This window comes from Sphingomonas echinoides ATCC 14820 (assembly GCF_000241465.1).
GTDB lineage: Bacteria > Pseudomonadota > Alphaproteobacteria > Sphingomonadales > Sphingomonadaceae > Sphingomonas > Sphingomonas echinoides.
Genome location: NZ_JH584235.1, coordinates 1,407,026 through 1,429,074, shown reverse-complemented (window position 1 = coordinate 1,429,074; position 22,049 = coordinate 1,407,026). Strand labels below are relative to the sequence as shown.

Genomic DNA, 22,049 nt, shown 5'->3' with positions numbered 1-22,049 from the left:
GTTGCGTGGTGGTGCTGCCGCTCCTAAGTCTTCGCTCATGTTGACCCCAGACCAAGGGCGCGACCGCGCCGCCGCTATTGTCTCCCGCGCCCGCGCTGCCGGGGCCGATGCCGCCGATGCGGTGTATGCCGCCGATACCTCGCTCGACATTTCGGTGCGCTTGGGCGCGCTGGAGGATGTCGGGCGGTCGGAAAGCGCTGAGCTTGGCCTGCGCGTGTTCGTCGGCAAGCGTTCGGCGAGCGTGTCCACTTCCGATCTGTCCGACGATGCGCTCACCGCCTTGGTCGACCGCGCGATCGCGATGGCGCGCGAGGCGCCCGAAGATGCCTGGGCTGGCCTCGCCCCCGCCGAGCGGCTGATGCACGGCGACCCGCCCTTGCTCGACCTCGACGATTTGGCGAAGGGCGGCAGCGAGCCCAGCCCCGAAGCGCTGCGCGATGCGGCGCGGGCGGCGGAGGATGCCGCGCGCGCAGTGGCGGGCGTCACCAATAGCGAGGGTGGCTCTGCCAGCGCCTCGCGTTCGATCTGGGCGCTCGCGACCAGCCACGGTTTTGCCGCCGCTTATGCGGCCACTGGCTATGGCCTGTCGGCGAGCGTTCTGGCGGGCGAGGGCGGGGCGATGGTGCGCGATTATGCCTATAGCTCGGCACGCCACCGCCGCGCGCTGGAAGCGCCCGAGCTGATCGGCACGCGCGCGGGCGAGCGCGCCGTCGCCCGCGTCAATCCCGGGCGGCTCGCCAGCGGGCCGATGACGGTGGTGTTCGATCCGCGCGTCGGGTCCAGCCTGCTCGGGCACCTTATCGGCGCGATCTCGGGCCAGGCGATCACGCGCAAGACCAGCTTCCTGCTCGAGGCGCTCGGCACGCAGGTGTTCGCCAGCGGCGTGACCGTGCTCGACGATCCGCACCGCCCGCATGGCCTGCGTTCGCGCCCGTTCGATGGCGAGGGGCTGCCGGTGTCGCCGACCGCGATCATCGAGGCGGGGATGCTCGAACGCTGGCTGCTCGACAGCGCGTCTGCGCGGCAATTGGGGTTGGAGCCGACCGGCCATGCCGCGCGCGGCGTGAGCGGCGCGCCGGGGGTGTCGACCAGCAATTTGCATATGGCAGCAGGGCATGTCCCGCCGGAAACGCTGATCGCCGACATCACCGACGGCGTGTTCGTCACCGAACTGATCGGCATGGGCGTCAACGGCGTTACCGGCGATTACAGCCGCGGCGCGGCAGGCTTCCGCATCGAGCGGGGTGAGATCACCGGGCCGGTCGCCGAATTCACCATCGCGGGCAATTTAAAGGACATGTTCCTCAACCTGACGCCCGCGAACGACCTAGAATTCCGCTATGGCACCAATGTGCCGACGCTCAGGATCGAAGGGATGACGGTGGCGAGTGGCTGATTCCGGTCTTGCCGATGCAGTGACGGCGGTCGTCCAGGAGGCGGGCGCGCTGGCGCTGCGGCATTGGCGCACCGATTTTCACTGTTGGGAGAAGGGGCCGAACGACCCGGTCAGCCAAGTCGATCTGGACGTGAACATGCTGTTGCACGCGCGCCTCACGGCGTTGCTGCCCGATGCCGGATGGCTGTCGGAGGAGACCGCCGACAATGCCGATCGGCTCGCCTGCAGGCGGGTGTGGGTGGTCGATCCGATCGACGGCACGCGCGATTACATTCGCGGACGCGATGGCTGGGCGGTGTCGGTGGCGCTGGTCGAGCAGGGCCGGGTGACGATCGGCGTGTTGGATGCGCCCGCTCGCGGCGACATGTGGCGCGCCGCGCACGGGCAGAGGGCGACGCGCAACGGTGCCGCAATCCAGGTCGGCGACCGCGCAGTGTTCAGCGGATCGCGCGTGCCGAGCGACGGCCTGCCCAAGGCCGACCGCGATCTGGTCGCGGTGGCCAAGCCCAATTCGATCGCCTTGCGCATTGCAATGGTGGCAGCGGACGAGGCCGATCTCGTGGCGACGCTGCGCTGGGGCTATGAATGGGACATCGCCGCCGCCGCGCTGATCGCCGCCGAAGCGGGCGCGACCGTCACCGATGCCTTTGGCGCGCCGCTCGTCTTCAACACGCCGCGCGCGCAGGCGTTCGGCGTGTTGGCGACCACGCCCGGCATCCATGCGGCGGCGGTCGAGCGGCTGAGCGAGCGCGCGCGGGTGCTTTCCGTCTAACGCGCCGTCGCGGACGACAGAATCCGCCCTGTAAAATTCGCTCCATTCAAAATATAGCGTGCAATCATGATGACGTTGCCGATTGCTGCAAAAGTATATTTTTGTTATAGATCCGACTCGATCGACGATAACGATTGAGGAGGATTTGCCGTGAAGGATCTCCACGCAATATTCCAGCCGGGAGCTATTGAAAAGCTCAACCCTGTCGCAATCGATCGTATCATCTGTGCGCTATTTTATCCACAATATGATCCGGGCCCTAACTGTAGCTGGGAGCGCTTGTTTCAAACTGCACCGGTCGATCATTATGTTACCTTTCCTCAGGCACCATTTCACACGCGCTTCGGTCCGGTCTTTTATCGCGGTCGATTGGATGGGACGGCGCGTGTTCTGGTGATTGGACAAGATCCCTCGACGGACGAGATTTTGGCGCAACGCATCTTTGTCGGTCAGGCCGGGCAAATCGCGCAGCATTTCCTCGGCAAGCTGGGGCTCACGCGATCCTATCTGATGTTCAACAGCTTTTTGTTCGGCGTTCAAAGTACGTCGCTCTCCGGCGGGGCCGTTAGCGAGACCGAGGCGACGATCATGGCGTATCGCAACAGCCTGTTCGATCACGCCCAGGCGACCAACCCGTTGACCGCGATTATCGCCTTCGGCTCGCATGCTAATAACTGCGCGCTCAATTGGCCGGGACGGGGGAGTTTGCCGATCATCCATTTGACCCACCCAACCGCGCCGAGCGGGGTTGCGGCGAACTGGAACAGCCATCTTGCGGCGGCGCAAAATGTGATCGCGCCCGACAGCGATGGCCATGTCGATACGACGCCCTACAGCACGAGCGGGGCGATGCCGCACCTCGACATACCGCGGCGCGACCTTCCCTTCGGTTTGCCGGCCTGGCACGGCGCGGGCGGCGGCACGCAAAGCCAGCGCGGCGCGGCCCCCAATTTCGAAAGCCAGATCATCTGGAGCGCGCCTTAAGCGCAGCGCCGCTTCTCAAGGCGGCTATACCGCGCCGTCATCGCGATATTTGATCTCCAGGAAGCGCCCGCGCGTTTCGAGCGAGTCCAAATCCCCTTGGGCGATCTGTGCCGACATTTCGCCAATCTCGTCATCGATCAGCTTCAGCGCGTCTGCCAGTTGCGCGTCGGGGCTTTTGCCGTTGCGCGCGACGCCGCGCAGGGGCGGGGGGACCTTGGCATAGCCTTTGAGCAGTTCGGGCAATTGCTCGCCGATCAGCTTGCGCACTTCGGCAGCGACGGGTTCGCGTTCGTCGAGCGTGGCGAGTTGCGGCGACAGCGTTTCCAGCTTTACGCCGATGCCATCGACCAGCGTCTGCGCCGGGGCTGGCAGGAGCTTGCGCTGGGTATCGAGCCATTGCTCGGTCATCAGCGGCAGCGCTTTCAGCGGCACTTGCGTCAGTTGCTCGGCGCGCACCGCAGGCGTCAGCGTCGCGAACAGCAGGAACAGCGTGACCGCCACCAGCACCGCGCCGACCAGCAGCGCGCCGCCCATGCCGAGCGGGACGAACCAGCCGATCGCGATCGCCGCCACCACAATCGCCAGATCCGCGCCCGCCACCAGGGTGAGACGCCTGGTGATGGCGGTGCCTTGCCGCCGCCGCTTGACCAGCGCCTCGCGACCGGCGCGGGTGCGCTCGAGCAATTCGCCGGCGCGCGCGATCTGGCGATCGACATCGGTCACGGGGGTTACTCCGCTTCCAGCTTGAAGGTTGCGTCGGGGCCGGACAGACGGTTCTGCGCGGCACCCTCGGCGCGGGCGATATAGCCCTTCGACTTTTCGACTTCGTTCGAGAGCGTGCCGACCGTCGCCTTCATCGAATCGAGCGCCTTCAGCTTGAAGCTGTCGATCGCGTCCATCGTGTCATAGATGTTCTGGAAAGCGCGCTGCAGCGTTTCGACCGGGATGGTCGAGGCGGCGGCCTGTTCGTGGATGGTCGCGGTCTGCGACTTTAGCAGCTTGCCGGTCGCATCGATGATGTTGGCGGTGGTGGTGTTGAGCGCGGTGATCTGGTCGAGCACCAGTTTCTGGTTGGCGAGCGCCTGCGCCACCGTGACTGCCGTGCGCAGCGCGGAGACGGTGGTGGTGGAGGCGCGATCGACGCCCTTCACCAACTCGACATTGTTCTTCTTGACCAGATCGAGCGCGAGATAGCCCTGCACCGTCACCGCCATTTGCGTGAGCAGATCCTGCGTGCGCTGGCGGACATAGAAGAGCGCGCTTTCGCGGATCGCCTTGGCCTTGGCCGGATCGCTATGGTCGAGGTCGCCCGCTTTCTCTTCCAGCCGCGCGTCCATTTCCTTGGAGAGCACGATCATCTGTTCGAGCCGCCCCATCGCGGTCCACAGATTGGCGCGTTCGGTGTCGATCGCGGCATTGTCCATCAACAGCTCCTCCTTGCCGCGCGCAAGCGTCTTGAGGATCGCCGAGATGTGCGACTGCGAAGAGCGGTATTTGTCGAAATAGGTGTTGATGCCGCCACCAAAGACCTTGCTCAGCAAGCCGCGCCCTGAGATCAGCTTGCCGTTGACCGAAGGATCGAGCTTTTCGATCGTGCGGCGCAGTTCGGTGAGGTCCGCGCCGATCCCGGTTTCGCCGTCCATTGCCTTGACCGGACGATCGAGAAAGCGGTTCGACTGATCGGCGGCGGCGCGGATTTCTTTTTGCCCCATCGCCGAAATGGCATCGACGCGCTTGCCGAATTCGGGCGAGTTCACATCCTGCGCGACGAGATCATCGACGAAATCGGCGACTTTGGCTTGCAGTTTGGTGCGCACGCCATCTTCGACCGGGACCAGCCCCACCGCCTTTTCGGGCGCGAGCACCGCCACGGGGTCAGGCGGGGTCAGTACCAGGGGGGTCGTTTCGCTATCGGCAGCGGTCGCCATGTCGTCACTCCAGCCGGGGATGCCCTTAAATGAAACGGATCGTCGCGCGGTTCAAGTGTATCGTTTTTATAATACACTATTGTCACGGAAGCGTCACGGAAAAGACCCGAATCCGACGCTCAGGCTCGATACCGCACCGCAACAAATTTCGTAAAACAAAAGGGGTTATCGATGCGTCGTTCCTTCTCGCTCGCTTTTGCGGGCGTCCTTCTCGGTTGCTCGTCGACGGCGGCGCTCGCCCAGTCGGCCACCGCAGCAGAGACGCCCGAGGCGCAGGGCGGCGACATCATCGTCACCGCGCAGAAGCGTGAGCAGAAGCTGCAGGACGTACCGATCACGGTGTCGGCGCTGACCGGCGCACAGATGCAAACGCTGGGGGTCAACTCGCTCGCCGAAGTGGCGATGTACGTTCCCGGCCTGCGCATTCAGGAGCAAAGCGACAACAACCCCGGCTTCGTGATCCGTGGCATCACTTCGGATAGCGGCTCGGCGCAGCAGGGCGCGCGCGTTTCGCTGTACTATAACGGCGTCGACATCTCTCGCACGCGTGGCGCGTATCAGGATCTGTTCGATCTTGAGCGTATTGAAGTCGTGAAGGGGCCGCAGGCGACGCTGTTCGGCACCGCATCCGCAGTTGGCGCGGTGAACATCATCTCGGCCCGGCCCAAGGCCGGAACCTCCGCCGGAATCATCGCATCCTACGGCAATTACAATCGCGGGCAGGTGTCGGGCTTCGTCAATGTCGGCAACGACACGCTCGCGGCGCGCCTCGCCTTCGCCTACAAATATCATGATGGCTTCGTCCGCAACATCGCCGGCGATCCCAATGTGCCCAACCAGAATCAGGGCAAGACCAAGCAGGACGATCTCAACGGTCAGGATCAGCGCGGCCTGCGCGGTTCGTTGCGCTGGGCACCGACCGATGCGCTCACCGCCACGCTGGTGTTGACCTATGACGGCCAGCGCAACCCCGGCACGGCCTTCCGCTCGCGCGCGCAAGCGCCGACGGGCGGCAATGGCGGCGACTATAGCTATGCCGAACTGTCGGGCTCGCCCTATAGCGCGCAAGTGCTGGGTGGCTCCAAGCTCGGCCTGAAGCGCGACGTCTATGATGCCAACTTCACGCTGACGGCGGAACTGGCCCCCGGGGTCAGCTTCACCACCGTCAACGGCTATCGCAAGTTCAACAGCAACGAAGTGTTCGACGCCGATGGCGGCCCGGCCTGGTATCTGGAATTTGCCGAGGACGCGCGCGGCGACCAATATAGCCATGAAGGCCGCTTCAACTTCACCGGCACCACCTACCGCGCGTCGTTCGGCTGGAACGCGTTCTTCGAAAACAATCTTCAGCGCGTGCCCTTCTCCACCGAAGAAGGGACCTATCTGACCTGCGCCGGTGCCTTGCCCGCCGCGACCCGCGCTGCCTTGCTCGCGGCCGGTATCCCGAGCGGCCCGGGCTGCGTCCTGCCCAACGGCACCGTTGCCGCAGCGGGGGCGACCGCGCTGCTGACGCGCGGTGCCGCGACCGCGATTCCCTATTCCTCGGTCTTCACCAATTACGGCACCAACGACACCTATTCGGTCTTCGCCGACGGCACCTGGCTGCCGACGCCGCGGCTCGAACTGACCGCCGGTGCGCGCATTCTGATCGAGAAGCGCAAGTCGGGCTACAGCTCGGTGCAGCCCAATTCGGTGCTTGCCGGCGTGCCGTTATTGCCGACGGTCAGCACGGGCGGCGTCAAGTTCACCGCGCAGCGCAGCTTCTCGGCGATCCTGCCGCGCTTCAACGCGCTGTATCGCTTGACCGATGGCATCAACCTGTATGCCACGATCAGCAAAGGCCGCCGCTCGCCGGTGGTGCAATTGTCGGCGGCGACTTCGGGCGGCGTGGCGGTGCCCAGCCTGCAGGTCGTGCCCGATGAAGTCGTGTGGAATTATGAGGGCGGTATCAAGGCCAAGATCGGCGCGTTCAGCGGGTCGCTCGGCGTGTTCTACCAGGATTATAACGGTTTCCAGGTGACCGTCACCGACGGCGCGGGCAAGACCACCACGCAAAGCGCGGGCAAGGCGCAGAACCCCGGCGTCGAGCTGGAGGGCAATTGGCGGGTCAACTCGCTGCTGCAGCTGTTCGGCAACTTCGCCTATGTCGATGGCAAGATCGCCAACAACCCGGCTTATGGCGTCTATTCGGGCGCGCAGTTCCGCCTGCAGCCGAAATATAGCGCTTCGGGCGGCGCAACCTTGCGCGTACCGGCCCGAAACATGACCTTCTACGCCACGCCATCGGCGACCTATCAGAGCAAGGAATATTTCGAGCTGCCCAATTCCGAGCCGATCAGCCAGGGCGCTTATGCGCTGGTCAACGTCCGGGCGGGCGTCGAACTGGCGGGCGGGCGCTACCAGATCGGCGGTTTCGCGCGCAATGCGCTCGACCGCAAATATCTGATCGACGCCGGCAACACCGGTGGCGGCTTCGGTATTCCAACCTATATCCGTGGCGAACCGCGCGTTTACGGCGTGGAAGTCAGCGGCAAGTTCTGATCGCCGCGAGGCGTTCAACCCTGATCGTGAAGGGCCGGGTAGCACTGTGTGCTGCCCGGCCTTGTTGCACCGCACCGTTTCGGCTAGGGGCACGCGATCCTTTTCCCGATTTTGTAACGAGACAGACATGAGCCTCCGCAACGTGGCCATCATCGCACACGTCGATCATGGTAAGACAACTCTGGTCGATCAGCTCTTCCGCCAGTCCGGCACTTTCCGCGACAACCAGCGCGTCGAAGAGCGCGCGATGGATTCGAACGATCTCGAAAAAGAGCGTGGCATCACCATTCTCGCCAAGCCGACCTCGGTCGACTGGACCCCGCCGGGTGAATCCGAGAGCATCCGCATCAACATCGTCGACACGCCCGGCCACGCCGATTTCGGCGGTGAAGTGGAGCGCATCCTGTCGATGGTCGACGGCGTCGTCCTGCTGGTCGATTCGTCGGAAGGCGCGATGCCGCAGACCAAGTTCGTCACCGGCAAGGCGCTGGCGCTGGGCCTGAAGCCGATCGTCGTCGTCAACAAGGTCGACCGCAACGACGCGCGCATCCAGGAAGTGCTCGACGAAGTGTTCGACCTGTTCGTGTCGCTGGACGCGAATGACGAGCAGCTCGATTTCCCCGTGCTCTACGCCTCGGGCCGCAACGGCTATGCCTCGACCGATATGAACGCGCGCGAAGGCACGCTGATCCCGATGTTCGAGACGATCGTCAGCCACGTTCCCGCCCCCAAGGTGGAAGTCGCCGGCGTGCCGTTCACCTTCCTCGTCACGCTGCTCGATCGCGATCCGTTCCTGGGCCGCATTCTCACCGGCCGCGTCAATTCGGGCGTGGTCAAGCTCAACCAGCCGATCCACGCGCTCAATAACGACGGCAAGATCGTCGAGACCGGCCGTGCGTCGAAGATCATGTCGTTCCGCGGCCTCGATCGCGTACCGGTCGACGAAGCCAAGGCTGGCGACATCATCAGCCTGGCCGGCCTCTCCATCGCGACCGTCGCCGACACGATCGCCGACACCAGCGTGACCGAGCCGCTCCACGCCCAGCCGATCGATCCGCCGACGCTGTCGATGCGCTTTGCCGTCAACGATTCGCCGATGGCGGGCCGCGAGGGCACCAAGGTGACCAGCCGCATGATCCGCGAGCGCCTGTTCCGCGAAGCCGAATCGAACGTCGCCGTGAAGGTGACCGAAGCAGCCGACAAGGACAGCTTCGAAGTCGCTGGCCGCGGCGAGCTTCAGCTCGGCGTGTTGATCGAGACGATGCGCCGCGAGGGCTTCGAGCTCGGCATCAGCCGTCCGCGCGTGCTGTTCGGCGAAGACGAGCATGGCAACAAGACCGAGCCGTATGAAACCGTCATCATCGACGTTGACGACGAATATTCGGGCACGGTCGTCGAGAAGATGAACATCCGCAAGGCCGAGATGACCGACATGCGGCCATCAGTTGGCGGCAAGACGCGCATCACCTTCTCGGCCCCGTCGCGCGGGATGATCGGCTATCATGGCGAGTTCCTGTCGGACACGCGCGGCACCGGCATCATGAACCGGCTGTTCGAGAAGTACGGCCCGCACAAGGGCAATATCGAAGGCCGCAAGAATGGCGTGCTGATCTCGAACGGTGCCGGCGAAGCCAATAACTACGCTTTGGGTCCGCTCGAAGAGCGCGGCATCCTGTTCGTCGGTCATGGCGAGGCGCTCTATGAGGGCATGATCGTCGGCGAGAGCGCCAAGCCCGACGATCTCGAAGTCAACCCAATGAAGACCAAGGCGCTGACCAACTTCCGCGCGAGCGGCGGCAAGGACGACCAGGTCCGCCTGTCGCCTCCGAAGCGCGCGACGCTCGAGCAGGCGATCGCCTATATCGACGATGACGAGATGGTTGAAGTGACGCCAAAGTCGATCCGACTGCGCAAGCGCTTCCTCGATGCCAACGAGCGCAAGCGGGCGAGCCGCGCGAAGCAGTCGTAAGCGACGCGAGAGCATGATACCGAAGGGGCCGGGCGCGCAAGCGTCCGGCCTTTTTGTTGGGGGGCTTCAGGTCGGCATGAAGATGGACAAGCCTGCTCTATCCGTCCGTGCCCTTGGGATTATTCTGGGCGCGGCAGCGCTTGCCGCTTTGCCGACGGCGAGTGCGGGCGAGCCGGCCCTGGCACCCGACTTCACGCTGACGCTGCTGACGGGCGCTCAGGTGGGTTCGGCCACGCTGCGCGGCAAGGTGGTGGTGCTGAATTTCTGGGCGAGCTGGTGCGCGCCATGCAAGCGGGAACTGGCGGAGCTTGAGGCTGCCGCTTTGCGCTACGGTCCCGAGCATGTCGCGGTGTTCGCCATCAATGCGGAGCATCCCGCAGATCCGCACATGCTGGCACGACAGGCCACCGCGATGCGCATTCCCGTCGCGACGGCTGTTTCTGGCGGCTACCGACCGCGCAACAACGCGGTGCCGACGACGTTCGTCATCGACGCACAAGGCCGTTTGGTTCTGGTCAAGGGCGGCGCTTTCAAGCCGGGGGAGATTGACGCCTTGTTCGCGTCGCTACCGGGCCTTGGAAAGTGAACCCATAAAGGAAACGGCGGAGATTGGTGGGAAGAGGACCTAACCGCTCGACTGCCAAGGAAGACTTGTGAAGCCCGCTTCGGCGTGAGACGGTGACAAGATGCTCTTTCGCTCGGTCCTTTTGGTGACAATTTCCGCCTTCGCGTTGCTCTACTGGCGAATGGTCTGCGACATGACCGGTGCCAACGAGCCTTGGGACGCCGCGGACTTCTTGACCAAATGGTATCCCGTCGCCTTAGCGGCTTCCGCCGTAAGCGGTTTCTGGCTGCGGTTGTGGGGATGGTCCGCCGGTGTGATCATAATATTTGCGCAGCTTCCAGTGATGCTGCTAAATTCGGGGACCGGCCCGCTCTTGGTCGTTGGTCTGTTCTTTCTCGTCGGACTCGCCTTTCCCGCTGCTCTACTTTCGGCCGCTGCCGGTCAGATAGCCACGTTGGTCGCCCCGACCAATAAGGAAGCGTCGTAGGGTCCGCTGTTGAGCGTTAGCGACCGGACCGGCGTCGTGAGTCGATCCCCTACTCCGGCAAACGGTAGTTCACGTTGACCGTCTTCCCCACGCAACCCAGCACCTTGTTGTCGAGCGTCGGCGGCAGGTAGCGGAATTGGGCGACGGCTTTTTCGGTCGCCGAGCCGAACACGAAGGGCGGATAGGACAAAACCGTGCGGACGTTCTCGACCCGCCCGTCAGGGCCGATGTCGAAGGCCTCGCGCACATTGCCCTCGAAATGCCACCGCATCGCTTCAGTCGGAAAGGCGGAACTGGAAATGTCGGTGTTGCGCGGCACCGGGCGCACGTCGAGCAGCGAACATTGTTCGGCATCGATCCCGGCGTCCTTGATTCGCTGGTCGGCAAGGGCGGCGTTGCCCGAGCGCTTGTCGATCAGCGCCAGATGTAGAACGGCTATGCTGCGGATCGGATCGTCCCCGCCAAGCGCCGTTGTCGGTGTCGCCACTACCCTTTGCAGCGTCGTTCGCGCGGCCGGCAGGGCGTTCCCGGTTTCGAGAGCGAGAGCAATTTCGGTTTGCAGCCACGCCTGCACCCGCTCGGCACCAACCTGATGGTCGAGCGTCTGCAGCGCGGCGGTCAAATTGCGGGCATGGGCGAGCGCGTAGGCGCGCCTGGACTCCCCGTGTTGCGGGGCGGCGGCCACGAAGAGAAAAAATCCGCGCACCTCGATCGGTGCTTTCGCCGAGACCAAGGCGGCATCGAGCTTGCTCGCCGCTGCCGCGCGATCGCCATTCGCTTTCCAGAACGCCGCCAGCATGGCGGGCAATGTTCCGGCGGCAGCAGCAGTCGGGTTGAAGGCCGACTTCGACAAGCTCGGATCATAGCCGGCTTTGGTCAGCCAGGCAGCGGTCGCATCGCGGAAGGAATCGCTGAGATCAAGCAATGGGGGCTGCTTGACGCAGCGCACCTCGACGCGGATCGAGCTGCGCCAAAATGCATTGAGTTTGGCCAGAACCTCCGGCTGCCATCGCCAGCCCTTAACGGCGGTGGCGAACACGGCACCAACGGGTCCGGGGCGGCTTGCGTACACCGCATTTGCCCCGATGGCTTGCCCGTCATCCCCGATCGAAAATTCGACGACGGCAAAATCCGTGGGGCCAACCTGATCGTCGCATACGGGTAGCTTCTTTTCGGCCGCCAACAGCCAGTCAGAATCCGGGACATGCCCCGCACCGGAATAGGTCAGATATTGACGGACGTTCTCCTGATTGCCCAGCCGCGAATAGACCAACGCCGCGTTGCCACGAACGCGAACTTGCCGGAGCGTCACCTTGGTCGTCGTGCGCCCCGTAAGGTCGAGCGCCTTTTCGATATAGCCTGCCGCCGCCTTGGCCTGCCCGCGATTGAGATCCGCCAAGCTGCGCAAGCTGTAAAGATCGGCTTGATCGGTTTTCGGCAGCGTCTTCAGATAGGTTTGGTCCGCCAGAATCGCGTCGATTGCACTGGCGGTAAGATCGGGCTTTGCCGTGATGGTGGCCAGCGCCAAGCCGTAGCGCAGCGGCATCAAGGCGGCGGAGGTGGTATCGACTGCGGAGGCCAGCGCTTGCTGATATTCGGCGATCGCATGCTCGTTGTCGGGGCCACCGCGATGGATGTTTCCCAACAGAAAATACGCAAAGGACAGATCGTCGTCCTTCACCACATTTTGCGCGGCAAAGCCACGGACCGAAAGCGTCGCTTCCTGTTCGGCCGCCGCCAAATTGCGGGTTTGCTGCAGCGCATTGGCGAGGCGCGAGTGGATGACGGGGGCCGACCGCGCGGTTGGCTTGACCGCCGCCAGCGCTGCGCGGAAGCCTGTGACCGCATTGGGCCAGTCGCCTTGCTCGGAGGCGGCCTGCGCTGCGTTGAAAAGCGCTTGCGGCGTCTGCACTGCTTGCTGAGCGAGTGCGGGCGAGAGCCACACTGCGGTTACGCCGCAAAACAGAGCAGCTATTTCGTATTTCCGCATGATGCCCCCGCCAATCCGCCCGGCTACACGCTAACCGTAGCAGCACCAAATCTGTGGCAAAGCGTTTTGTTGTAAAGGCTTGCTTGCCAGCCGGTGCCATTGCCGGACGCGGTGCGGAGGGGGCAATACCGGTTTCTTGCGGCAGCATCCGTTGCGCCGGGTTCAACTACGTAACTTCCGCAGCTTTCGCTCCGTTCGCAGCCGGGCGCATAGCGCGTGCGGGGGCGCGTCGCCGTCGCGCTGCACTCGCGACGGCGGCGGTTCTCGCCGCCAAGCAACCAGCACCACAGGAGCAGTTATGTCCACCGATCCGAAATCCGTCGATCTGTCGCGCCGTCGGCTCCTGTCGCTTGCCGCGGCCGGTGGTGGGGCGTTGCTGGTGGGCGCTGTCGCCACTGCGCCGGCGGCTGCTGCGACCAAGCTGCCGCAAAAGGCCGTGCATTATCAGCCGCAGCCCAAGGGCAAGGCGCGTTGCGATACGTGCCTGCAATGGCAGGCTCCCAAGGGGTGCAAGCTGGTCGCAGGCGATATCGCGCCATCGGGCTGGTGCTCGCTTTACGCGCATAAAGCCTGACCGCGCCGACCAAGCGCGCTTGGAAAGCGCCCGTTTCGTTCATCCTGCAGCAAGAAACTGTTGCAGATATGTGACGAAACGGGTGTTCGAGACTTTATCCTTGCTGCAGTGCAACTTAGCGCGGTGACCCTTGTTGGGTCGGCTGCGGGACACCGACGCGATCGTCGGCACCCCTAACAGTCGAACAAAGGTCCTTATTATGCGTACTTTCAAACTCGCCGCCGTTGCCCTGGCGGCTTTCGTCAGCGTTCCCGCTTTCGCGCAGGACGCCGCACCGGCCGCGCCGGCAGACACCACGCCGACCGCACCCGACGGCTCGCGCGCTTTCGGCATCGAGCCTTACATTGGCGTGATGGGTGGCTGGGAACAGTTCGATAACGAGCGCAACCACGGCATTCCGCAGGCGCTGAACGCCGATGGCTCGCTGCGCCGCGGCTATCGCCTCGCGGGCGCACTGGTGCAGGGCGTGGCGGGTATCAACGTGCCTTTGGGGCCGGTGTTCGTTGGCGCGGAAGGCAATCTTGCCAAGGGCGTGTCCGGCAACATCAACTGGGAATATGGCGCGGCTGGCCGGTTCGGCGTGCGCGCTGGTGACAGCGGCATGTTCTACGGCAAGGTCGGCTATCAGTGGGTCGAGTTCGACCATTATTCGGCTCTGTCGACCGGCAATACCGGAAAGAAGCAGTATGGCGACATCACCTACGGGATCGGCACTGAGTTCGGCCCCAAGGACATCGGCCTGAAGGGCATCACCGGCAATGCCGGCGTCCGCATCCGTGCCGAAGTGAACACCTATGGTGATTTCCACAGCTTCCGCCCGATGATGGGCCTGATCACGCACTTCTAAGTCTTACGGCTTAGCGTGTCGGAAGGGGCGGGGAATGGCGACATTCCCCGCCTTTTTTGCGTGCGGGGGCGAGCCTGACGTCCTCCCCAGCAGGATCGCCCAAAATCCGTTCGGGTTGAGCTTGTCGAAGCCCCCCCGTTTACGCGCACACATCGCTTGCCGAGGGGGCCCTTCGACAGGCTCAGGGTGAACGGAGGTGGATTCTCCCTCAACATAAGACTCTAGCGCTTCACGCCCCTCAGCATTTGCCACACTTTGGGCGCGCCGGTTGGCTTGGGCGTGCCGTCGAGCCGCTCGGCGCGCAGGATCGGGATCGGCTTGACCATCAATTGGCCCTTAAACGCTCCCTCGCCGCCGGGAGAGGTCGGCTCGGCCAGCATCCGTTTGACCACGTCCATCCCCGCAATCACCCGCCCGAAGGCGGCATAGCCGACAAAACCGGGTCGCGCGTCGAGCGAAGGGTTGGGGCCGACCATGATCGAGAAATTGCCGGTCGCCGAATCGGTGCGGTCATAGCGCGCCATCGACAGCACGCCGTCGAGATGCTTGATCCCGGTCTGGCTGGTCGGCTCAAGCGGCACCAGCCCGAGCATGCGGTGCGCATCGGTGCCGATGCCGCCTTGCACGAAGCCGGTCTTGGGCGCGGTCTTGCGGCGCGTCGCGCGGTAGAAACTGGTGCCCTCGAACCGGCCATCATCGACATAGGCGAGGAAATTGGCGACCGTCGCCGGGGCGTGGCGGGCGTCGAGTGCGATCACGATCGGCCCTGCGCCCGTCACCAGCCGCACGCGCACGGTCGCCGGTTCACGGGCAGGCGTTGGGGCTGGGGGAGCCTTTGCGGCGGTGGCGAGCGCAAACGCCCCGATCAACAGCAACGCGCGAACCCGCATCAAACCCTTACCCTTCACCCAGCGCCAGCAGCGTCGCCCATTCTGCATCGCGCACCGGCGACACCGACAGCCGCGACTGGCGCAGCATCGCCAGATCGGCAAGCCCCGGCGTCGCCTTGATCGTCGCCAGCGGGACGGGCCGTGGCAAAGTGGCGAGCGGCTTGACCGCGACCGACACCCAGCGCGGATCGTCGCCATCGGGCTGGGCGGTGCGCGTAATCTCGACCGTGCCGACAATCGCCTTGGGGCCGCCGCTATGGTAGAAAAAGGCGCGGTCGCCGACTTGCATTGCCTTCAGGTGCGAAGCGGCAGCGGCGTTGCGCACGCCGGTCCATTCGGTGCTGCCTTCGGCCAGCAGATCCTGCCAGCTGTAACTCTCGGGTTCGGACTTGAGCAGCCAATGCGCCATTGCCATATTCCTTCGCTGAACACCGGGTAAACACGCCATTCCGCCCATATTCAGGGCGACTCGCTTATGGGTTGCAACAAGCTAGTCCACCAATGCGTTATTGGGCGATGCATGCAGGGCTGCTGGAGTGAGGAGATTCGAGATGAACAGCCTGTTGAAGAAGATCGGTCTCGCGGCGGCGCTCGGCGCGACCGCGTTGACGGCGGCGGCTCCGGCGGAGGCGCAGCGCTGGGGTGGTGGCTGGCACGGCGGTGGCTGGGGCCATCGCTATTACGGCCATAATGACGGCACCGGCACCGCGATCGTGGCGGGCATTGCCGGTCTGGCGGTCGGCGCGGCGATCGCGTCGCACAATAACGACCGCTATCGCGACGCCTATTACCGCGATCGTGGCTATGACGCTTATTATGACGACCGTTACTATCGCAGCCACGGCTACTATCCCAATGATGGCTATTACGCTTATCGTTACAGCCGCGGCTATGATCGGTGCTGGGTCGAGCGGCGTTATGACCGTTATTATGACGATTGGGTCCGCGTCCGCGTCTGCGATTGATCGCTGCGGGACGATCGAGACGGCGCGGAACTTCGGTTCCGCGCCGTTTTCGTATCTGGCGTGGACGCGGATTTTGCGCCATGAGCCGGGATTATGACCGATACCGATCTTCCCCCCGACCGCCTGTCCTCCAACCCGCGCAGCCCGCATTATGACGAGGCGGCGCTGTCGCGCGGCATCGGCATCCGCTTCAAGGGCGCGCAGCGTCACGATGTCGAGGAATATAGCCGCTCCGAAGGCTGGATCCGCGTTGCCCTGGGCAAGAAGGTCGACCGCCACGGCCAGCCGCTGACGCTGAAGCTGTCGGGTGAGGTCGAGGCGTGGTTCGAGCGGCCGGCCGAGGGCACGGACGAAGCGAGCGACGCGTAACGCAAAATAACCGTCATGCCGGGCTTGTCCCGGCATCCACCGTGCGCGTGTTCTGCGCGCGATTGTTGTTGGCAGGGGTGGACCCCGGGACAAGCCCGGGGTGACGGTGTTTGGGTTTAGTGGACGAAGCGCGCGACCACGTCGCGATAGCTGCGCGAGACTTTCACTTGCGCGTTCGACTGCAGCACCAGGAAGCATTCGCCATTGGTGTGCGGCTTCACTTCCTTGACCAGGTCGAGGTTGACGATGGTCGAGCGATGGACGCGCTGGAAGCGGCGCGGGTCGAGGCGGCGTTCGAGATCCTTCATCGTCTCGCGCAGCACCAGCGAATTGTCGCCGGTCTTGATCACCATATAATCGCCGGCCGCCTCGATCAGTTCGATCGTGTCGACATCGACGCGAAAGATCTGCCCGCGATCCTTGATGTTGATGAGCTTTTCGAAACGGTTGGACGAGACCTGCTCGCCCCCATCGGTGAGTGTCTCAACCGAATCCGGTGCGATCTCGGCGATCACTTCCTTCAGCCGGTCGACCTCCTCGATTCCGCGCTTTTCGGTCAGGCGCTGGCGCACGCGGTCGAGCGTGTCGGCCAGGCGGCTCTCTTCGACTGGCTTCATCAGATAATCCACCGCGTCGGTTTCGAACGCTTTCAGCGCATGGTCGGAATAAGCGGTTACGAACACGAACAGCGGGGGTTCGACCTCCATCAGGCCCTGGACGACCGAGAAGCCGTCGAAGCCGGGCATTTGAATGTCGAGAAAAACGAGGTCGGGTTTGTTGGTCTTGATCGAGCGGATGGCCTCGCGGCCATTCTGGCAGGTATCGATGATCTCCACATCTTCATGGGCGGCCAGCCGCAGGGCGAGGCCCTGGGTTGCCAGTTTTTCGTCGTCGACGAGGATGGTGCGGATCGTCATGCGGCCTCTTTCTTCGGTTCCTCGAGCTGGAACGGGATTTCGATCTCGACCCCGAAACCGCCCCCCGGGATCGATCGTGTCTCGAATCTATGGTCCGGCCCATAAGCCTGGGCCAGTCTCTCCCTGATATTGGCAAGCCCGACCCCGGTTGAAAGGGGCTGGCTCGTAGAAACGCTCGGCCGTCCGCGGCTTTCGTTCAAGCCGGGGCCGGTGTCGGATACGACGATCTGCACCCGATCTCCGGCAAGCCGCGCGGTCACCGCGATTTCGGCCCCGTCTTCCTGCGGCGTCACCGCATATTTGATTGCGTTCTCGACCAGGGGTTGCAGCAGCAGCGAGGGCAGCCGCGCCTTGGCGACGCGCGGGTCGAGCTCGAAGCTCGGGCGCAGCCGGTCCTCGAAGCGCATCTTCTCGATTTCGAGATAGAGTTTCAGCGTCTCGAACTCCTGCACCACCGTCACGTTGGCGGTGGGCTCGTTGGCGAGCGTATAGCGCAGGAAGGAGGACAGCCGCCCGAGCATCGCATTGGCGCGCTCGGTCTCTTTCAGCAGCACCAGCGTCGAGATGGAGTTGAGCGTGTTGAACAGGAAATGCGGGTTGAGCTGATAGCGCAGCATCGCCAACTGGGCGGACGAGGCGGTGTTCTCAAGCGCTGCGAGCTGGTCGATCTGATCCTCGACGATCAGATAGAAATTGATGCCGAAATAGAGCGCGGTCCACCCGGCGAGCACGGTGAAGTTGAGGAAGATCGTGCCCAATACCAGCCCGATGTTGAGCCCCGGATTGCGCGCGTTGATGAAGGAAAACGAAAAGGCGTCGAGCACCGCATAGACCAACGTCGCGGCGGCGAGTGTCAGCACCGTCAGGATCGCCATCGCGAAACGCGGCTGGCGGCGGTAATAATGATACAGCGTCGAGAGCAAGAGCGTGATGCTGTAGCCCACGATCGATTCGATCACGACCGGCACCATGCTGGTCATATCGCTGGCGTTGGAAATGCTCGAAACGCTGCGCAGGATCAGATAGCCGGTCCACCCGGCCGCCTGCAGCGTCCAGAAGGCGCGGTTCTTGTCTTCGAAGAACGGCCGCGACAGGATCGCGGGTTGGGGGGGAAGCGACATGCGGCCGTCTTAGCCCGGCTGGGAGCGATGCGCAAAGTACGCTATCGTCCGTGCCACCGCGATAACGCGGGCCCTCCCGCTTCATCACAAGGGGAGGAAGACGAGAGGAGAGAGCCGCATGAACCATCAGCCCGACCGCGCGCGCTTCAGCGCGATGGAGCATGGCACCCAGGCCGACTGGACCATCATCTCCGGCCATTTCGCCGATTTCGCCAAGGGCTTGCCTGCACGGGTGCTGACGCATTTGCAGTTGCTGGACGGCGATTATGGTGGCTTCCCGGTCGATCGGCTCGAACATTCGCTGCAGACCGCAACGCGCGCGCACCGTGATGGTCGCGATGAAGCCTATGTGGTGATGGCGCTGTTGCACGACATTGGCGACACGCTGGGGACCTTCAATCATCCCGAGATCGGCGCGGCGATGTTGCGTCCGTTCGTGTCGGACCAACTGCACTGGATCGCCAACACGCACGGCGTGTTCCAGGGCTATTATTTCTTCCATTACATCGGCGGCGACCGCGACATGCGCGAATCGTACCGCGGCCATCCGCATTTCGAGGCCTGCGCCGAGTTTTGCGAGAAATACGACCAGGCCGCGTTCGATCCGAATTACGACAGCGCGCCGCTGGCCTTCTTCGAGCCGATGGTGGGCCGGGTGTTCGCGCGGCCGATCACTTCGATTTATGCGAAGGTGGCGGAAGCAGGGGCGAGCTGACGTTCACGCCGGACGGGCCGCAGAGTTAAAAAATTGGCCGCCGTCCCAGGGGACGGCGGCCAATTTTTTAGACCAATCGAGCCAGATCAGAACGCTACGTTGAGCGTTCCGACAACAGCGCGCGGGCTGCCGATCTGGACGAAGGGTACGTTGTAGGTCGAGGTCGAACCGCCCGAGAAGCCGCCAACGTAGAAGGCGTTGAACACGTTCTGGACGTTGAGCTGCAGGTAGGTCTTGTCGTTCAGACCAGCCCAACCCATCGCCAGGCGCACGTCGATGTCGACCTGCGTGTATGCCGGGCTCTTGGACGGGGCGACCTGATATTCGAAGCCGCGGGTGCCGGTGAAAGCTGTCGTCGTGCTGGTGTTTGCCAGCGTCGGGCAGATCTGGTTCACCAGCGAAGCCGTGCACTGCAGGTTCGGCAAGTTCTGGTCGTTATAGTAACGCGGACCGGTACGCTTTGCTTGCAGACCGATTTCAAGCGGACCGAAGTCGCCCTGAATGCGGCCACCAAAGGTGTAGACCGGCGCACCCGATTCGCGCTTGCCGGCGGTCAGTGCATAGATCTGCTGACCGACGCTGGTGCAGTTGATTGTCTGGGTGTTCGCGCAGGTACCGAGCGCAACGTTGTTCTTGATTTCCGACTTCAGGTACGAACCATATGCATAGAGCGTGACTTCGCGGATCGGGCGATAGGTGACGCTGCCATCAACACCATATTTATCCACCCGCCCAAGGTTGCGGTAGAAGGTCGTCTGCGTGTCGGGGTCGTACGCACCCGCCAGACGGTTGGTGAAGCGCGTGTACCACGGCCCAACCTGCGCCTGAAGCGTGCTGCTGGTGTAACGAAGACCGGCGTCGAAGTTATCGGTCGTTTCCGGGGTTGGATTAGCCTGGGGCGCGCTTTGGGGGAAGTAGAACGCGTTGTAGAGGTTGTCTGTGCCGGGGACCTGGATGCCCTTCGAGTAGTTGGCATAGATCGAGAAGGCGGGATCGAATTTGTAGGTAAACCCGGCGCTCGGCAGCACGCGGCTGTAGTTATAAACGCGGTGTTGCGGGGCTGCCCAACCGGTGACGCTAGCTGGCGTCGTACCACTCGCGGGGGTGTAGCTGTAGGGGTTGTAGCCTGCCAGAGCCGCCTGGAGCGCCGCGTCGCGTCCGAAGCATTCCACGAAACCGCCAGAGCTGCTGGTGAAGCAGTAGTTGGTGAGATCGCGCTTGAAGAACTTTGCGGTCACGCCAAGGTCGATGACCAGCTTCTTGTCGAAGAACTCACCACGATATTCGGCCGAGCCCTGGTTCAAGATCGCCAGCGAGAGACGGTCGCGCTTTTCAAGCGGATAGCCGTTGGAGCCCAGGATCGGGTTGTTCACAGGGAACACGTCGAACGGCGCGCCGTTCTGCTGGAGATACCCGATTTCGCCGGTCTGGCGATGACGACCGTAATCGAGCGTGTAGCCGACGCGGATCGTATGCTCGGGGGTAATGTCGTAGCGCAGCGAAGCGATCACGCCGTAGCGGCGCGTCTGGGTCTGGCTGGGTGCCAAGACGTTGACGGTATCAAGCAGATCGCCGTCGCCGTTCAGGTCCTTGCCGATGTAAGGGAAGCCACCGAAATAGCCGGGCACGCAATTATAGCCAGCGGTCGTCGGTGCGGTGACGCACTGCGTCGGGGTGGCCGTGTTGGCCGGTGACGCCGGGGTCGGACCTGCAGGGTTGATGTCGCGCGTGCCCTCGCGGGCAACCACCGTGCCGCCGCCATTGGCCTTGGTGTATTGATAGCTCGGATCGACGGTCAGGACGAGCCCTGGGGCGAACGTGAAGCGCGAGTTGATACGGATGCTGCCGGTGTTCGACGGGTTGTACCGCTCGTCGAAGCTGGTGCCGCAAGCGATGCCGCTGTTGGAAGCGCCCGGCGCGACCACGTTTGCAGGAGAGTCTGCGACACCGGCGGTGCCGGGAGCGATCTGGCAGCGCGCGATCGAATAGGGCAGTTCGCCACGACCCAGCGGGAAGCGGTTGATTGCGCCGTTGGTACCGGCGGTGCGACCCGCGCCAACCACCAGGAATGGGTTCAACGTCGAAATGGTCGGATCGGTCGCGGTGCCGGCTACCGGCGCACCAGCGTTCGGCTTGGTGATCTGCGAGAGGACGTTGTTGTCATAGCGCAGCGGGGCAGACCCGAAGAAATTGTTGCGGTTTTCGTTGTAGTTGCCCGAGACCGAGATGAAATCGCCATTGCTGCCGATCGGCTGATAGATCTTGCCGTTATACTGCTGCTTGTCGATCTTGCCGAAGTTGTTGAAAACGACGTTGTTCTCAGCGTGGCTGGCCGAGAACCAAGCCTTGGTACCGAAGGGCGTGAACACGCCGGTGTCGACTTTGCCGAAGATACGGAAGAAGTTATACTCGCCGTACGAGCCTTCGAGGCGCGCGCCGAAATCGTCGGTGGGGTTGACCGTGCGATAGTTGACGGTCGAACCGGAAGCCGATGCCGAGGGGCTGTCGACGTCGGTCGAGCCATAGTTGACGTTGACCTGATCGATCAGCTCGGGGTCAAGCTGCTGGTTCGAATATAGCGCATAGTTGCCCGTGTCGTTCAGCGGGATACCGTCAAAGGTCAGCGAGATGCGCGACGAGTCGAAACCACGGATGGTGAGCGTGCCGCCAGCCGAACCGAACGGATCGTTATTCTGGAAGCTGACGCCCGGCAGGTTGTTGATCGTATCGAGGATTGAGTTGCCAGGGGTCTGCTTGGCGATGAATTCCTGAGTCAGGACGCCCTTGGCCTTGGTGGTGTTGGGCGACTGGATACCGTCAATGCCCTTGCTGGCACGCGCAGTGACGACGATGTCCGCAGTACCTTTTTCGAAGTCCACTGACCCGGTCGACTGGGCATAGGCCGCGCCCGGAATCAGCAGCGCGGCACACGCCACGCTCGTGAACAACTTCGTTTTCATCATATTTCCCCTGAGACTACAAACAACCGGCGAATGGCGTCTTGGCTCGTGTCGCCCCG

At 63.4% G+C, this 22,049-nt stretch carries 20 protein-coding genes; 12 read left to right on the top strand and 8 right to left on the bottom strand.

Annotated features, from left to right (window positions below):
- The first annotated feature begins 37 nt into the window (after positions 1-37).
- The 3 genes from ON00_RS06770 (at position 38) to ON00_RS06760 (ending at position 3,152) form a co-directional block, all read left to right on the top strand.
- Positions 38-1,396: a TldD/PmbA family protein gene (locus ON00_RS06770; RefSeq protein WP_010404291.1), complete on the top strand. Its 1,359-nt coding sequence runs from the start codon at positions 38-40 to the stop codon at positions 1,394-1,396.
- A complete protein-coding gene (locus ON00_RS06765) occupies positions 1,389-2,168 on the top strand; it encodes a 3'(2'),5'-bisphosphate nucleotidase CysQ (RefSeq protein ID WP_010404289.1) in 780 nt (259 codons plus the stop codon). The genes ON00_RS06770 and ON00_RS06765 overlap by 8 nt, the downstream gene beginning before the upstream one ends.
- Positions 2,169-2,318: 150 nt before the next feature.
- Positions 2,319-3,152: a uracil-DNA glycosylase family protein gene (locus ON00_RS06760; protein ID WP_281047986.1), complete on the top strand. Its 834-nt coding sequence runs from the start codon at positions 2,319-2,321 to the stop codon at positions 3,150-3,152.
- A gap of 24 nt (positions 3,153-3,176) precedes the next feature.
- Here ON00_RS06760 and ON00_RS06755 read toward each other — a convergent pair whose 3' ends face one another.
- Both ON00_RS06755 and ON00_RS06750 read right to left on the bottom strand, forming a co-directional pair.
- Entirely contained in the window at positions 3,177-3,875 is a 699-nt protein-coding gene (locus tag ON00_RS06755; protein ID WP_010404286.1) for an HAD family hydrolase, read from the bottom strand.
- Positions 3,876-3,880: 5 nt separating this feature from the next.
- Positions 3,881-5,080, bottom strand: coding sequence for a toxic anion resistance protein (locus ON00_RS06750; RefSeq protein ID WP_010404283.1), 1,200 nt, complete (start codon positions 5,078-5,080; stop codon positions 3,881-3,883).
- 171 nt (positions 5,081-5,251) lie between these two features.
- Here ON00_RS06750 and ON00_RS06745 point away from each other — a divergent pair, with 171 nt between their 5' ends.
- From ON00_RS06745 to ON00_RS19800, 4 genes are all read left to right on the top strand, one after another.
- The gene (locus ON00_RS06745) at positions 5,252-7,621 is read left to right on the top strand and encodes a TonB-dependent receptor (RefSeq protein WP_010404281.1); all 2,370 of its coding nucleotides are present in this window, start codon (positions 5,252-5,254) and stop codon (positions 7,619-7,621) included.
- Positions 7,622-7,748: 127 nt separating this feature from the next.
- Positions 7,749-9,590 (top strand): translational GTPase TypA, encoded by a 1,842-nt coding sequence (gene typA / locus ON00_RS06740; protein ID WP_010404279.1) that lies wholly within the window; start codon positions 7,749-7,751, stop codon positions 9,588-9,590.
- Positions 9,547-10,176: a TlpA family protein disulfide reductase gene (locus tag ON00_RS06735; protein ID WP_245535539.1), complete on the top strand. Its 630-nt coding sequence runs from the start codon at positions 9,547-9,549 to the stop codon at positions 10,174-10,176. Before typA ends, ON00_RS06735 begins: the two co-directional genes overlap by 44 nt.
- Positions 10,177-10,276: 100 nt before the next feature.
- A complete protein-coding gene (locus ON00_RS19800; protein ID WP_010404275.1) occupies positions 10,277-10,642 on the top strand; it encodes a hypothetical protein in 366 nt (121 codons plus the stop codon).
- Between the two features lie 49 nt (positions 10,643-10,691).
- Here the strand turns inward: ON00_RS19800 and ON00_RS06725 are convergent, their stop codons facing one another.
- Complete coding sequence (locus tag ON00_RS06725) at positions 10,692-12,632, bottom strand: energy transducer TonB (protein ID WP_083834074.1); 1,941 nt, start codon at positions 12,630-12,632, stop codon at positions 10,692-10,694.
- A 298-nt stretch (positions 12,633-12,930) separates the two neighbouring features.
- On the opposite strand from ON00_RS06725, the gene ON00_RS06720 reads away from it, so the two are divergent.
- Together ON00_RS06720 and ON00_RS06715 are read left to right on the top strand one after the other, a co-directional pair.
- Positions 12,931-13,206 carry a hypothetical protein gene (locus tag ON00_RS06720; protein WP_010404271.1) on the top strand — a complete coding sequence of 92 codons (276 nt, stop codon included), beginning with the start codon at positions 12,931-12,933 and terminating at the stop codon, positions 13,204-13,206.
- Between the two features lie 199 nt (positions 13,207-13,405).
- Entirely contained in the window at positions 13,406-14,053 is a 648-nt protein-coding gene (locus ON00_RS06715; protein ID WP_010404269.1) for an outer membrane protein, read from the top strand.
- Between the two features lie 221 nt (positions 14,054-14,274).
- Here the strand turns inward: ON00_RS06715 and ON00_RS06710 are convergent, their stop codons facing one another.
- On the bottom strand, positions 14,275-14,943 hold the full coding sequence (locus tag ON00_RS06710; protein WP_010404267.1) for a peptidylprolyl isomerase: 669 nt from the start codon (positions 14,941-14,943) through the stop codon (positions 14,275-14,277).
- Between the two features lie 7 nt (positions 14,944-14,950).
- Positions 14,951-15,352, bottom strand: a complete 402-nt coding sequence (locus ON00_RS06705; RefSeq protein ID WP_010404264.1) for an EVE domain-containing protein — start codon at positions 15,350-15,352, stop codon at positions 14,951-14,953.
- Positions 15,353-15,494: 142 nt separating this feature from the next.
- Here ON00_RS06705 and ON00_RS06700 point away from each other — a divergent pair, with 142 nt between their 5' ends.
- Together ON00_RS06700 and ON00_RS06695 are read left to right on the top strand one after the other, a co-directional pair.
- Positions 15,495-15,908: a hypothetical protein gene (locus ON00_RS06700; RefSeq protein ID WP_010404261.1), complete on the top strand. Its 414-nt coding sequence runs from the start codon at positions 15,495-15,497 to the stop codon at positions 15,906-15,908.
- A 93-nt stretch (positions 15,909-16,001) separates the two neighbouring features.
- A complete protein-coding gene (locus tag ON00_RS06695) occupies positions 16,002-16,277 on the top strand; it encodes a DUF3297 family protein (RefSeq protein ID WP_010404259.1) in 276 nt (91 codons plus the stop codon).
- Positions 16,278-16,393: 116 nt separating this feature from the next.
- Here ON00_RS06695 and ON00_RS06690 read toward each other — a convergent pair whose 3' ends face one another.
- Positions 16,394-17,194 carry a LytR/AlgR family response regulator transcription factor gene (locus tag ON00_RS06690; RefSeq protein WP_010404257.1) on the bottom strand — a complete coding sequence of 267 codons (801 nt, stop codon included), beginning with the start codon at positions 17,192-17,194 and terminating at the stop codon, positions 16,394-16,396.
- Positions 17,191-18,315 (bottom strand): sensor histidine kinase, encoded by a 1,125-nt coding sequence (locus ON00_RS06685; protein WP_010404255.1) that lies wholly within the window; start codon positions 18,313-18,315, stop codon positions 17,191-17,193. Before ON00_RS06685 ends, ON00_RS06690 begins: the two co-directional genes overlap by 4 nt.
- 118 nt (positions 18,316-18,433) lie before the next feature.
- Here ON00_RS06685 and ON00_RS06680 point away from each other — a divergent pair, with 118 nt between their 5' ends.
- Positions 18,434-19,030: an HD domain-containing protein gene (locus tag ON00_RS06680; RefSeq protein ID WP_010404253.1), complete on the top strand. Its 597-nt coding sequence runs from the start codon at positions 18,434-18,436 to the stop codon at positions 19,028-19,030.
- Between the two features lie 86 nt (positions 19,031-19,116).
- Here the strand turns inward: ON00_RS06680 and ON00_RS06675 are convergent, their stop codons facing one another.
- A complete protein-coding gene (locus ON00_RS06675; RefSeq protein WP_010404251.1) occupies positions 19,117-21,990 on the bottom strand; it encodes a TonB-dependent receptor in 2,874 nt (957 codons plus the stop codon).
- Between the last annotated feature and the right edge of the window lie 59 nt (positions 21,991-22,049).